15 protein-coding genes are annotated in these 12825 nt (G+C 71.9%); 14 read left to right on the forward strand and 1 reads right to left on the reverse strand.

Features of this window, described 5'->3' with window-relative positions; translation table 11 throughout:
• Positions 1–25: 25 nt before the first annotated feature.
• From FLP23_RS04125 to FLP23_RS04155, 7 genes are all read left to right on the forward strand, one after another.
• Positions 26–1018 carry a DNA-directed RNA polymerase subunit alpha gene (locus FLP23_RS04125; protein WP_149324694.1) on the forward strand — a complete coding sequence of 331 codons (993 nt, stop codon included), beginning with the start codon at positions 26–28 and terminating at the stop codon, positions 1016–1018.
• Between the two features lie 42 nt (positions 1019–1060).
• A complete protein-coding gene (gene rplQ / locus FLP23_RS04130) occupies positions 1061–1636 on the forward strand; it encodes a 50S ribosomal protein L17 (RefSeq protein WP_149324695.1) in 576 nt (191 codons plus the stop codon).
• Positions 1637–1824: 188 nt separating this feature from the next.
• Positions 1825–2733 (forward strand): tRNA pseudouridine synthase A, encoded by a 909-nt coding sequence (locus FLP23_RS04135; RefSeq protein WP_246140054.1) that lies wholly within the window; start codon positions 1825–1827, stop codon positions 2731–2733.
• A gap of 132 nt (positions 2734–2865) precedes the next feature.
• Positions 2866–3312: a 50S ribosomal protein L13 gene (rplM, locus tag FLP23_RS04140; RefSeq protein WP_149324696.1), complete on the forward strand. Its 447-nt coding sequence runs from the start codon at positions 2866–2868 to the stop codon at positions 3310–3312.
• A gap of 29 nt (positions 3313–3341) precedes the next feature.
• The gene (rpsI, locus tag FLP23_RS04145) at positions 3342–3830 is read left to right on the forward strand and encodes a 30S ribosomal protein S9 (RefSeq protein ID WP_149324697.1); all 489 of its coding nucleotides are present in this window, start codon (positions 3342–3344) and stop codon (positions 3828–3830) included.
• A gap of 15 nt (positions 3831–3845) precedes the next feature.
• Positions 3846–5213: a phosphoglucosamine mutase gene (gene glmM / locus FLP23_RS04150; protein ID WP_149324698.1), complete on the forward strand. Its 1368-nt coding sequence runs from the start codon at positions 3846–3848 to the stop codon at positions 5211–5213.
• A 114-nt stretch (positions 5214–5327) separates the two neighbouring features.
• Positions 5328–5765 carry a nitroreductase family deazaflavin-dependent oxidoreductase gene (locus FLP23_RS04155; protein WP_149324699.1) on the forward strand — a complete coding sequence of 146 codons (438 nt, stop codon included), beginning with the start codon at positions 5328–5330 and terminating at the stop codon, positions 5763–5765.
• On the opposite strand, the gene coaA is transcribed toward FLP23_RS04155, so the two are convergent.
• Entirely contained in the window at positions 5762–6709 is a 948-nt protein-coding gene (gene coaA, locus FLP23_RS04160) for a type I pantothenate kinase (RefSeq protein ID WP_149324700.1), read from the reverse strand. The genes FLP23_RS04155 and coaA overlap by 4 nt on opposite strands.
• A gap of 86 nt (positions 6710–6795) precedes the next feature.
• On the opposite strand from coaA, the gene glmS reads away from it, so the two are divergent.
• Genes glmS through tsaD form a run of 7 tightly spaced genes read left to right on the forward strand, consistent with a single transcriptional unit; the run spans position 6796 to position 12774 of the window.
• On the forward strand, positions 6796–8646 hold the full coding sequence (gene glmS / locus FLP23_RS04165) for a glutamine--fructose-6-phosphate transaminase (isomerizing) (RefSeq protein WP_149324701.1): 1851 nt from the start codon (positions 6796–6798) through the stop codon (positions 8644–8646).
• A gap of 2 nt (positions 8647–8648) precedes the next feature.
• A complete protein-coding gene (locus FLP23_RS04170) occupies positions 8649–9005 on the forward strand; it encodes a holo-ACP synthase (protein ID WP_149326182.1) in 357 nt (118 codons plus the stop codon).
• The gene (alr, locus tag FLP23_RS04175) at positions 9002–10099 is read left to right on the forward strand and encodes an alanine racemase (protein ID WP_149324702.1); all 1098 of its coding nucleotides are present in this window, start codon (positions 9002–9004) and stop codon (positions 10097–10099) included. Before FLP23_RS04170 ends, alr begins: the two co-directional genes overlap by 4 nt.
• Complete coding sequence (gene tsaE / locus FLP23_RS04180) at positions 10096–10578, forward strand: tRNA (adenosine(37)-N6)-threonylcarbamoyltransferase complex ATPase subunit type 1 TsaE (RefSeq protein WP_281290308.1); 483 nt, start codon at positions 10096–10098, stop codon at positions 10576–10578. The genes alr and tsaE overlap by 4 nt, the downstream gene beginning before the upstream one ends.
• Before the next feature lie 9 nt (positions 10579–10587).
• Positions 10588–11202, forward strand: a complete 615-nt coding sequence (gene tsaB / locus FLP23_RS04185) for a tRNA (adenosine(37)-N6)-threonylcarbamoyltransferase complex dimerization subunit type 1 TsaB (protein WP_149324703.1) — start codon at positions 10588–10590, stop codon at positions 11200–11202.
• The gene (gene rimI, locus FLP23_RS04190) at positions 11199–11693 is read left to right on the forward strand and encodes a ribosomal protein S18-alanine N-acetyltransferase (RefSeq protein ID WP_149324704.1); all 495 of its coding nucleotides are present in this window, start codon (positions 11199–11201) and stop codon (positions 11691–11693) included. The genes tsaB and rimI overlap by 4 nt, the downstream gene beginning before the upstream one ends.
• On the forward strand, positions 11686–12774 hold the full coding sequence (tsaD, locus tag FLP23_RS04195; RefSeq protein WP_149324705.1) for a tRNA (adenosine(37)-N6)-threonylcarbamoyltransferase complex transferase subunit TsaD: 1089 nt from the start codon (positions 11686–11688) through the stop codon (positions 12772–12774). The genes rimI and tsaD overlap by 8 nt, the downstream gene beginning before the upstream one ends.
• Positions 12775–12825 lie beyond the last annotated feature (51 nt).

A 12825-nucleotide genomic window follows, 5' to 3' on the forward strand; every position in this document is an offset into this window, starting at 1 on the left:
GACGCCCTCGCCGAAAGGAAACCACGTGCTCATCGCACAGCGTCCCACGCTCTCGGAAGAGAGCATCTCGGAGTTCCGCTCCGCGTTCGTCATCGAGCCCCTCGAGCCCGGCTTCGGCTACACGCTCGGCAACTCGCTGCGCCGCACCCTGCTGTCGTCCATCCCGGGCGCGGCCGTCACGAGCATCCGCCTCGACGGCATCCAGCACGAGTTCGACACCATCCCCGGTGTCAAGGAGGACGTCGTCGAGATCGTCCTCAACATCAAGCAGCTGGTCGTCTCGAGCGAGCACGACGAGCCCATCACCGCCTACCTGCGCAAGCAGGGCGCCGGTGAGGTCACGGCCGCCGACATCTCGGCCCCGGCCGGAGTCGAGATCCACAACCCCGAGCTCGTCATCGCGACCCTCAACGACAAGGCGAAGTTCGACCTCGAGCTCACCATCGAGCGCGGTCGCGGCTACGTGTCGTCGACCCAGAACCGCAGCGAGTTCAGCGAGGCCGGCCAGATCCCGGTCGACTCGATCTACTCGCCCGTGCTCAAGGTGACCTACCGCGTCGAGGCGACCCGTGCCGGTGAGCGCACCGACTTCGACCGCCTCGTGGTGGATGTCGAGACGAAGCCGGCGATCTCGCCGCGCGACGCCATCGCCTCCGCCGGGCGCACCCTCGTCGAGCTGTTCGGCCTCGCCCGCGAGCTGAACACCGCCGCCGAGGGCATCGAGATCGGGCCCGCCCCGGTCGACGCGGTGCTGTCGAGCGAGCTGTCGATGCCCATCGAGGACCTCGACCTCTCGGTGCGCAGCTACAACTGCCTCAAGCGCGAGGGCATCAACACCGTCAGCGAGCTCGTCGCCCTCTCGGAGACGCAGCTCATGAACATCCGCAACTTCGGGCAGAAGTCGGTCGACGAGGTCAAGGAGAAGCTCGTCGAGCTCGGTCTCTCCCTCAAGGACAGCGTGCCCGGATTCGACGGCGCCCACTTCTACGGCGGCTACGACGACGACGAGACCGTCTGAGTCCCGCCCTGATCTGACACGAATTCTGGAGAACGACTGATCATGCCTCAGCCCACCAAGGGTCCCCGTCTCGGCGGCGGTCCGGCGCACGAGCGCCTGCTGCTCGCGAACCTCGCCGCGGCCCTCTTCACCCACAAGAGCATCACGACCACCGAGACCAAGGCCAAGCGCCTGCGCCCGCTGGCCGAGCGGCTCATCACCTTCGCGAAGCGCGGCGACCTGCACGCCCGCCGTCGCGTGCTGTCCGTCATCCACGACAAGACCGTGGTGCACGAGCTCTTCACCGAGATCGCGCCCCTCGTCGCCGAGCGTGAGGGCGGCTACACCCGCATCACGAAGATCGGTTTCCGCAAGGGCGACAACGCGCCCCTCGCCGTGATCGAGCTCGTCCTCGAGCCGGTCGTGAAGAAGCCGGCGTCGTCGAAGAAGTCGGCCGCCCGCACCGAGACCCCGAAGGCCGCCGAGAAGCCGGTCGCCGAGGAGGCTCCGGTGGAGGAGGCCGAGGAGGCTCCGGTCGAGGAGACCGAGGTCGTCGAGGAGGCTGCCGCCGATGAGGCACCCGCCGCCGAGGCCGACGCCGACGCCGACGCCGACGCCGCGGAGTCCGAGGAGAAGTAGCTCCCCGCATCCGTCCCGCCGAGAGGCCCCGCTCACCCGAGCGGGGCCTCTCGCGTTCTGCCGTTCATGGCGCGGCTGGAGCCGCGACCTCGTGGCGGGAGGCGTTTCCCCCGCCCACGTGTCACGGCTCCAGCCGCGCCATGAACGGACGGAGATGGGGGCGGGGCGGAGCCGCCTAAACTCGGCTCGTGACCACCGACCAGGCCGCCGTGCGCATCCGGCTCGACCTGGCATACGACGGCACCGACTTCACCGGTTGGGCCAGGCAGCCCGGCCTGCGCACCGTCCAGGGGGTGCTGGAGGACGCCCTCGTCACCCTCTTCGCGCGCAGCGGTGAGCCTCCACGGGTCACCGTGGCGGGCCGCACGGATGTGGGGGTGCACGCCATCGGGCAGGTCGCGCACCTCGATCTGGCCCCGGCTCAGCTGGCACAACTGGACCGGCGTCCGCGGGGGCGCGGGGCGGGAGCGGCGGGGGCGGATTCGCTCGCCCGTCGGCTCAACGGCATCGTCGGGCAGGCGGCCGACGTGCAGGTGCTCGCCGCCCGTGAAGCACCCCCCGGCTTCGACGCCCGCTTCTCGGCCGTCTGGCGGCGCTACGAGTACCGCATCGCGGACGCCGGGGCGCTGCGCGACCCGCGGGCCCGCGCCTACACCCTCTGGCATCCGTCCGACCTCGACGTCGCCGCGATGGACGCGGCCGCAGGCGGCCTGCTCGGGCTGCACGACTTCGCGGCGTACTGCCGTCCGCGCGAAGGCGCCACCACCATCCGCACCCTGCAGGAGTTCTCCTGGGAGCGCGCGGCCGACGGCGTGCTCGTGGCGCGGGTGCGCGCCGACGCCTTCTGTCACAGCATGGTGCGGGCGCTCGTGGGCGCGTGCGTCGCCGCGGGGGAGGGCCGGCTGTCCTCCGAGCGCGCGGCCGGCATCCGCGACGAGCGGCGGCGCACGAGCGAGTTCATCGTGATGCCCGCGCGCGGCCTCACCCTCGTCGAGGTCGGCTATCCGCCGGACGACGAGCTCGCCGCCCGCGCCGAGCGGACCCGCGCCCGGCGCACCTCTCCCGACGGTTTGACCCACCCCGACCCCGTCGACTAGTCTGTACAGGTTGTCTGCGTGTCCGCGCCGACGACCAGTTGAGCCCTCCATCGTCGGGTTCCGGATCCCTGGGATGCGGAACGCGCACCGGAGCGGGATTCACGAACACCTCGACAAGAAAGCAGTCCTTCCGTGACGCGTACGTTCAGCCCCAAGCCGGCGGACATCAAGCGCGAGTGGATCGTCATCGACGCCACCGACGTCGTCCTCGGCCGTCTCGCCTCCCACGCCGCCGCCATCCTGCGCGGCAAGCACAAGCCCACCTTCGCCCCGCACGTCGACGGCGGCGACTTCGTCATCATCGTGAACGCCGAGAAGGTCGCGCTCACCGGTGCGAAGCTCGAGCAGAAGAAGGCCTACCGCCACTCGGGCTACCCGGGCGGCCTCTCGGCCACCAGCTACACCGAGCTGCTCGAGAAGCACCCCACCCGCGCGGTCGAGAAGGCCATCCGCGGCATGCTGCCGAAGAACTCGCTGGGTCGCGCCCAGATCAAGAAGCTCAAGGTGTACGCCGGCGCCGAGCACCCGCACGCCGCGCAGCAGCCGAAGCAGTACACCCTCACCCAGGTCGCGCAGTAAGCGCCGAGAGACTTCCAAGGACATCACTGATGGCGAAGATCGAAGACACCGTGTCGGACGAGGTTCTCACCTCCTTCTCGACCGAGACCCCGGCTGACGAGGCGCCCCGCGCCCCGCGTGCCGTCCTCAATGTGCCCGGCGCTGCCGTGGGCCGCCGCAAGGAGGCCATCGCGCGTGTGCGCCTGGTCCCGGGCGGCACCTCGTTCACCGTGAACGGCCGCACCCTCGAGGACTACTTCCCGAACAAGCTGCACCAGCAGCTCATCAACGACCCGTTCAAGGTGCTCGACCTGATCGGCTCGTACGACGTGATCGCGAAGATCACCGGCGGTGGCCCCTCGGGTCAGGCCGGGGCGCTGCGCCTCGCGATCGCCCGTGCGCTCAACGAGATCGACCGCGAGAACAACCGCCCCGCCCTCAAGAAGGCGGGCTTCCTCTCGCGCGACGCCCGCGTTATCGAGCGCAAGAAGGCCGGTCTCAAGAAGGCCCGCAAGGCCTCGCAGTTCTCGAAGCGCTAGTCGTTCGATACGCGCATGCCGCGTCTCTTCGGCACCGACGGGGTCCGGGGGCTGGCGAACGGTGAGGTGATCACCGCGGACCTGGCCCTCGGCCTCGCGCAGGCCGCTGCCCGCGTCCTCACCCAGGGGCGCCACGCGGATCAGGTGCGCGGCGAGGGGCGGCGGTCGCGCGCCGTCATCGCACGCGACCCGCGGGTCTCCGGCGAGTTCATCTCGGCGGCCGTCGCGGCGGGGCTCGCGAGCTCGGGCATCGACGTGCTCGACGCGGGCGTCATCCCGACCCCGGCCGCCGCGTTCCTCGTGGGCGACATCGACGCCGATTTCGGCGTCATGGTGTCGGCGTCGCACAACCCGGCACCCGACAACGGCATCAAGTTCTTCGCGCTCGGCGGCGTCAAGCTTCCCGACGAGGTCGAGGATCGCATCGAGGCGGCGCTCAGCCAGCCCAAGCTTGCCCCGACCGGCGCGGGCGTGGGCCGGATCCGGCGCTTCTCGGATGCCGAGGACCGCTACCTCCTGCACCTGCTCGGCACGCTCGACGTGCGCCTCGACGGCCTCCACGTGGTGATCGACGCGGCGCACGGGGCCGCCGCCGGCGTCTCCCCGCAGGTCTTCGCGGATGCGGGCGCTCGTGTGACGGTGCTCGGCGCCGACCCGGACGGGCTCAACATCAACGACGGCGTGGGCTCCACGCACCTCGAGAAGCTGCAGGCGCTCGTGCGGCTCTCGGGCGCCGACCTCGGCATCGCCCACGACGGCGACGCCGACCGCTGTCTCGCGGTCGACGCGCAGGGCAACGTCGTCGACGGCGACCAGATCATGGCGATCCTCGCGGTCTCCCTGCAGCGTCGCGGGCAGCTTCCGCACGACGCGCTCGCCGCGACCACCATGAGCAACCTGGGACTCCGCGTCGCGATGGCGCAGCACGGCATCCGCATCGTCGAGACCGCGGTCGGGGACCGCTACGTGCTCGAGGCCATGGCGGAGCACGGGCTCGGCTTCGGCGGCGAGCAGTCCGGCCACATCATCTTCAGCAAGTACGCGACGACCGGCGACGGCATTCTCACGGGCCTCCAGCTGGCGGCCGAGCTGGCGCGCACCGGCAAGACGCTCGCCGAACTCGCCCGGATCATGACCGTCTACCCGCAGGTGCTCGTGAACGTGCGCGACGTGGACCACCACGCCCTGCACGGCGACGCGGTCATCGCGGATGCGGTCGCGCGGCACGCCGCGCTGCTGGGCGACGACGGCCGGGTGCTGCTGCGGCCCTCCGGCACCGAGCCGCTCGTCCGCGTCATGGTGGAGGCCCTCGAGGCCGAGCAGGCGCAACGGATCGCCGACGAACTCGCGGGAATCGTGCGCGAGCGCCTGGCGTTCTCCTGACAGCGAACCTCAGAAATGCAGGAGATGATGCTCCCGCCGAGTGAGTGATCCCGGAGATCGGGGGCTTTCGTGCCGGGTGTCCTGCATTTCTGAGACGGAGAGGAAGGAGCGGCGATGCCGCTGAACGGAGAGTACGAGCCGAGCACCTCGGAGTGGGCGCGCGTGCAGGCGGAGGCCTTCGAGGCCTCTGACGGCGCGGAGGCGAACGAGCTGCGCGGCCGCCCCATCATCGTGCTCACCTCGGTGGGCGCCAAGAGCGGCAAGCTGCGCAAGAACGCGCTCATGCGCGTCGAGCACGACGGACGCTACGCCGTGGTCGCCTCACGCGGCGGTGCGCCGCGGCATCCCTCGTGGTACTTCAATCTCGTCGCGAACCCGCACGTCGAGCTGCAGGACGGCCCCGTGAAGCGCGACTACCTCGCGCGCGAGGTGACGGGGAACGAGAAGGCGATCTGGTGGGCTCGCGCGAACGAGACCTGGCCGCATTACGCGGAGTATCAGGCGAAGACCGACCGGGAGATCCCGGTGTTCGTGCTGGAGCCGGTCGACTAGACCTTCCGGATGAGCACGCTCGACACCGTGTGATCCGAGGCCTTCCGCAGCACGAGCGAGGCGCGTGCGCGGGTGGGCGCGATGTTCTGCTCGAGGTTCGGCCCGTTGATGTCGCGCCAGATGCTGTGGGCGCGGGCGCGCGCCTCCTCGTCGTCGAGCGTGGCGAAACGGTGGAAGTACGAGCGGGGGTCGGCGAACGCGCCGCGCTGCAGCCGCAGGAAGCGGTCGACGTACCAGCGCTCGATGTCGATCGTGCGCGCGTCGACGTAGATCGTGAAGTCGAACAGGTCGCTCACCGCGAGCCGGGCGCCCGGCGCTGGTGGTTGCAGGACGTTGAGCCCCTCGACGATCAGGATGTCGGGGCGCCTCACCACGATCTCGGCGTCCGGGACGATGTCGTACGCGAGGTGCGAGTACACGGGCGCGCGCACCTCGTCGACGCCGCTCTTGATCCGGCTCACGAAGCGCAGCAGCGCGCGGCGATCGTAGCTCTCGGGAAAGCCCTTGCGGGTCATCAGTCCGCGCCGCTCGAGCTCGGCGTTGGGCAGCAGGAAGCCGTCGGTCGTGACGAGCTCGACGCGCGGAGTGTCATCCCAACGGGCGAGCAGTTCGCGCAGCAGTCGTGCGATGGTCGACTTGCCCACCGCGACGGAGCCCGCGACCCCGATCACGAACGGGGTGGGCGGTTCGCTCTGACCCAGGAAGTCGCGTGTGGAGCGGTGCAGGGCCTTGGCGCCGACCGCGTAGAGGCTCAGCAGCTTGCTGAGCGGCACGTACACCTCGGCGACCTCCCGCAGATCGAGCGCGTCGCCGAGTCCGCGCAGCCGCACGAGCTCCTCCTCGCGCAGAGGATGCGCGGTCGAGGGGGCCAGTGCCGCCCAGTCGGCGCGATCGAGTTCGAGGAACGGGGTCGCCGTCGCGGGACGCTCGCCGGGGTCAGCCATCCCGTCGAGCGTAGTCCCGCACCGCGCCCCGCTCGTCCCGAACCCCGCCGGGACGGGGCTCGGGGTGGTCGCCTAGGATCGTCAACATGTGCGGAATCGTGGGCTATGTCGGCCCCGGCAGCAGCCTCGACGTGTTGATCGGGGGTCTCAAGCGCCTCGAGTACCGCGGCTACGACTCGGCCGGTGTCGCGGTGCTCCCCGACGACGGCGGGATCGGTGCGCGCAAGCGCGCCGGCAAGCTCGGGGTGCTTGTCGACGATCTCGCCGAATCCCCGATCGCCGATGGCCACACGGGCATCGGGCACACGCGGTGGGCGACGCACGGCGGGCCCACCGACGTCAACGCGCATCCGCACTTCGGCGACGGCGGACGCCTCGCGCTCATCCACAACGGCATCATCGAGAACTTCGCCGAGCTCAAGGCCGAGCTCACGGCCGCCGGCGAGAGCTTCGAGTCCGAGACGGACACCGAGATCGCGGCGCTGCTCGTGGGGCGCGCCTTCCGCGAGACGGGTGACCTCACGGAGGCGATGCGGCAGACGGTGCATCGCCTCGAGGGCGCCTTCACCCTCCTCGTGCTGCACCAGGACGCCCCCGGCGTCGTCGTGGGCGCGCGGCGCAGCTCGCCGCTCGTGATCGGGCTCGGCGAGGGGGAGAACTTCCTGGGGTCGGATGTCGCGGCCTTCGTGGAGCACACCAAGCGCGCCATGGAGATCGGCCAGGACCAGATCGTGACGATCCGGCCCGACTCGGTCGAGGTCATCGACTTCGCCGGTACGCCCGTCGAGGCGAAGGAGTTCGAGGTCGCCTGGGACGCATCCGCCGCCGAGAAGGGCGGCTGGTCGAGCTTCATGAAGAAGGAGATCAGCGAGGAGCCGGACGCGGTCGCGAACACCCTCCGCGGCCGGGTCGTGGGCGGCACGGTGCAGCTTCCCGAGCTCGACGGGGTGGCAGAGGAGCTCGCGGGGATCAACCGCGTGCTCATCCTGGCCTGCGGCACGGCCGCGTACGCGGGGATGCTCGGCAAGTACGCGATCGAGGCCTGGGCGCGCATCCCGGTCGACGTGGAGCTGTCGCACGAGTTCCGCTACCGGGACCCCGTGCTCGACGAGCGCACCCTCGTGGTCTCGGTCAGTCAGTCCGGCGAGACCATGGACACGCTCATGGCGGTCCGCTACGCGCGCGAGCAGGGGGCACGCACGCTCTCGATCTGCAACACCCAGGGTGCGACCATCCCGCGGGAGTCGGATGCCGTGCTCTACACGCATGCAGGCCCCGAGGTCGCGGTCGCGTCGACGAAGGCGTTCGTGGCGCAGGTGACCGCTCTGTATCTGCTCGGCCTGCACCTCGCGGGGCAGCGCGGCGCGCTCTCCGAGGCGGCGATCGCCGCGCAGCTCGGCGAGCTCGAGGCGGTGCCGCACAAGCTCCAGCAGGTGGTCGACGCGGTCTCGGGCCGGATCGCGGAGCTCGCGCACTGGATGAGCGACACCCAGTCGGTGCTGTTCCTCGGCCGCCACGTGGGCTTCCCGGTGGCGCTCGAGGGCGCCCTCAAGCTCAAGGAGCTCGCCTACATCCACGCGGAGGGCTTCGCGGCCGGCGAGCTCAAGCACGGTCCGATCGCGCTCATCGAGCCGGGTCAGATCGTGTTCGTGCTCGTGCCGAGCCCGCGCGATCCCTCCTCGCTGCACAAGAAGGTGGTCTCCAACATCCAGGAGATCCGCGCGCGCGGCGCTCGCGTGATCGCGATCGCGGAGCTGGGGGATGTCGCCGTCGTGCCGTTCGCGGACGAGGTGCTGCGGGTCCCGCTCGCGGCGCCGTTCTTCCAGCCCCTGCTGGGGGTGGTGCCGCTGCACGTCTTCGGCATGGAGCTCGCCACCGCGAAGGGGCTCGACGTGGATCAGCCGCGCAACCTCGCGAAATCCGTCACGGTGGAGTGACGGTGATCGTCGGGCTCGGCGTCGACGTGGTCGATCTGGCCCGATTCGAGCGCGCCGTCGCGCGAACGCCACGGCTGCGCGAGCGCCTGTTCGCCGAGGGCGAACGCCTGCTTCCGGCGCGATCGCTCGCGGCACGCTTCGCGGCCAAGGAGGCCCTCATCAAGGCTCTCGGGGACGCCGAAGACGTGCACTGGGTCGACATGGTGATCGAGAGCGAGGCGAACGGCAACCCCTCCTTCGCGATCGACGGTCCGCTCGCGGCACTGCTCGCGCGCCGCGGGATCGACGCCGTCCACGTGTCGATGAGCCACGACGCCGGGGTCGCCGTGGCGACGGTCGTCGCGGAGCGGCTGCCGTGAGCGTCCCGCTGCGGGAGGCGCGCATCCACCTCGACGCGCTCGCCGGGAACGTGGAGGCCCTGGGTCGCCGGGTCGCTCCCGCCGCCGTCATGGTGGTCGTCAAGGCGGACGCCTACGGGCACGGGATGCTGCCGGTCGCGCAGGGGGTCGTCGACGCGGGTGCGGACTGGCTCGGCGTCGCCGACCTCGCTGAAGCGCTGGCGCTCCGCGAGGCGGGCATCCGGACGCCCGTGCTCGCCTGGTTGCACGGCTCGCCCGCCGACTTCGCGGCAGCCGCCGAGGCCGACGTCGATGTGGCGGTGAGCTCCGCAGCGCAGCTCGAGGCGGCGGCCGCGGTCGGCGCGGCCGTGCACCTCAAACTCGACACGGGGCTCAGCCGCAACGGTGTCGCGCCCGGCGACGCGGAGGCCGTGTTCGCGCGTGCCGCGACGCTCGAGGGGGCCGGAGCGGTCCGGGTGCGTGGCATCATGAGCCACCTCTCGGGCGCGAGCCGCGCCGACGACGCCGTCCAGCGCGACACCTTCGCGACGCTCGTCGCCGCGGCGGAGGCCGCCGGACTGCGGCCCGAGGTGCGTCACCTGGCCGCGAGCCTCGCCGCGCTCACCTCCCCCGACGCCCGGTTCGACCTCGTGCGCCTCGGCATCGCGATCTACGGCGTCGCGCCCGACGCCTCCCTCGATCTCGCCGCACTCGGGGTGCGTCCCGTCATGGAGCTCGCGACACAGGTGGCTGCGGTGCGACGGGTGCCCGCCGGCACCGGGGTCTCCTACGGCTACGTGCACCGCACCGGCGGTGAGACGACGCTCGCGCTCGTCCCGCTCGGCTATGCGGACGGCATCCCGCGCCACGCCTCGGATCGCGCCGAGGTGTCGATCGGCGGGGTGCGCTACCCCCAGGTGGGTCGCATCGCGATGGACCAGTTCGTGGTCGACGTCGGCGACGCCCGGGTCGCGGTGGGCGACGAAGTGGTCGTGTGGGGCGATCCGGCGACGGGCGCCCCGAGCGCCGGGGAGTGGGCGGACGCCGCGGGCACGATCGGCTACGAGATCGTCACGCGCGTCGGCCCGCGGGTGCGCAGGGTGCCGGTGCCGTGAGTGCGTCGATCGAGCTCGTCGTCCCGGATGCGGAGGCGATGGAGGCGCTCGGCGCGCGCCTCGCGGCGCTGCTGCACGCGGGCGATGTCGTGCTGCTGAACGGCGAACTGGGCGCGGGCAAGACGACGCTCACCCGCGGGCTGGGTGCCGCACTGGGCGCGCGGGGCGCGATCACGAGCCCGACCTTCGTGCTCGCCCGCACCCATCCCACCGCCTCCGGGGTGCCCCTCGTGCACGTCGACGCGTACCGACTCGCCTCGGCCGCCGAGGTGGACGACCTCGACCTCGACCTGGACGGCTCCATCACGGTCGTGGAGTGGGGTGCGGACAAGCTCGACGGCGCGATCGACTCGTGGCTCGCGCTCGACATCGAGCGCCCCCACGGGGGTGATCCCGCATCCGACGACGCGCCCCGTCACGTGCGTCTCACCCCTCACGGCCCCCGGTGGGACGGACTCCGGCTCCCGCCCGAGACATAGGCTGGTGCGGTGCTGCTGGCGATCGACACCTCCACGGGGACGAGCGTCGCGGTCGTCGACCGTGAGCGCGGGGTGCTCGCGGTGCGCACGAGCGCCGACACCCGTGGGCACGCGGAACTGATCGGCACCTTCATCGAGGCGGTGCTCGACGAGGCGCGCGTGGTGCCCGTGCGGCTCGAGGCGGTCGCGGTCGGCATGGGACCGGGGCCGTTCACCGGGCTGCGGGTCGGCATCGCGGCCGCGCGGGTCTTCGCGCTCGGCATCGCGCGTCCCGTGCTGCCGGTCGTCTCGCACGACGCGGTCGCGTTCGGGCAGCAGGACGGGGTGCTCGTCGTGACGGATGCCCGCCGCCGCGAGCTCGCCTGGTCGCGGTACGCGGCCCCCTCATCCGACGGGCTCCCGCGACGACTCGCGGGACCGGCCCTCGTGCTCGCTGCCGACATCGACCCGATCGCGGCCGAACCGGGCTACCGGCGCATCGACGCCGCCACGATCGACGCGGGCGCCCTGGGACGGCTCGCGCTCGCGCTGCGCGATGCGGGCGCCGAGACGGGACCCGCCGAGCCCGTCTACCTGCGCGCCCCCGACGTCACGCTCTCGGTGCCGAAGCGGGTGAGCTCGTGAGCTGGGAGCTGCGCGCGGCCACCGCATCCGACCTCGATGCGATCGACGCGCTCGAGCAGGCCACCTTCCCGAGTGACGCCTGGTCGCGCGAGATGCTCGCCGACGAGCTCGGCGGTCCGCATCGCGTGTACTTCGTCGCGGTCGACGAGGCGGACGCCGTGCTCGGCTACGCGGGTCTGCTGGCCCCGCGCGGCGGTGGCCAGGGCGACATCCAGACCATCGCCGTCGCGGAGCCCGCGCGCCGTCGCGGCATCGGGGCGGCCCTGCTCGATGCCCTGGTGGCGGAGGCGCGCGCCCGCGACGCCCACGAGGTGTTCCTCGAGGTGCGCGCCGACAACCCGGGCGCCGAGGCCCTCTACGCCTCTCGCGGCTTCGCGCGCATCGGCGTGCGTCCGAACTACTACCAGCCCGACGGGGTCGACGCCGTCATCATGAAGCTCACCCTCCCGGTGGCCGAGAATCGGGCGAGCTGGTCGATTCACCATGCCTGAGACGACCAGGTCGCGCGATTCCCGGGGCAGTCTCGTGCTCGGGATCGAGACGAGCTGCGACGAGACCGGGATCGGCATCGTGCGCGGCAACGAGCTGCTCGCCAACGTCATCGCCTCGTCGATGGACGAGCACGCTCGCTACGGCGGCGTCGTGCCCGAGATCGCGGCGCGCGCGCATCTCGAGGCGCTCACCCCCGCCATCCGCGAGGCGCTCGCGACCGCCGGAGTCGCGCTCGACGAGCTCGACGCGATCGCGGTGACGAGCGGCCCGGGGCTCGCCGGGGCGCTCATGGTCGGCGTCGGCGCCGCCAAGGCGCTCGCGGTGTCGCTCGGCAAGCCGCTCTACGCCGTCAACCACCTCGTCGGGCACGTCGGGGCGGACGTGCTGCGCCACGATCCGCTCGTCGGGGAGGGCGCGCTCGAGCTGCCGACGATCGCCCTGCTCGTCTCGGGCGGGCACACCTCGCTGCTGCTCGTGCGCGACCTCGTCTCGGATGTCGAGCTGCTCGGGGAGACGATCGACGACGCCGCGGGTGAGGCCTTCGACAAGGTGGCGCGGCTCCTCGGCCTGCCCTACCCGGGAGGGCCGGAGATCGACCGGGCCGCCGCGACGGGAGACCCCGCCGCCTACCGCTTCCCCCGCGGGCTCACCGCCCCCAAGGATCTCGTGCGGCATCGCTTCGACTTCTCCTTCTCGGGGCTCAAGACCGCGGTCGCGCGCACCGTCGAGGCGTCCCGGGATGCCGGGATCGAGCCGCCGGTCGCCGACGTCGCCGCGAGCTTCCGCGAGGCCGTCGTCGATGTGCTCGTGACGAAGGCGCTCGACGCATGCCGGGAGCTCGGGGTGCCGCGGCTGCTGCTCGGGGGCGGGGTGATCGCCAACCGGCGGCTCCGCGAGGTCGCCGCGGAGCGCTGCGCCGCCGCGGGGGTGACCCTGCGCATCCCTCCGCTCTCGCTGTGCACGGACAACGGCGCGATGATCGCCGCGCTCGCCGCCCAGCTCATCGCGGCCGGGCACGCCCCATCGGGCCTCGGCTTCGGTGCCGACTCGACGCTGCCGGTCACGACCATCCAGGCCTGACGGTCGCGCTCGCGGCTTGCCCGTCGGCCGTCCCGCTGCCAGCATGGCGAG

The sequence above is a fragment of the Protaetiibacter larvae genome (genome assembly GCF_008365275.1).
Classification (GTDB): Bacteria; Actinomycetota; Actinomycetes; order Actinomycetales; family Microbacteriaceae; genus Homoserinibacter; species Homoserinibacter larvae.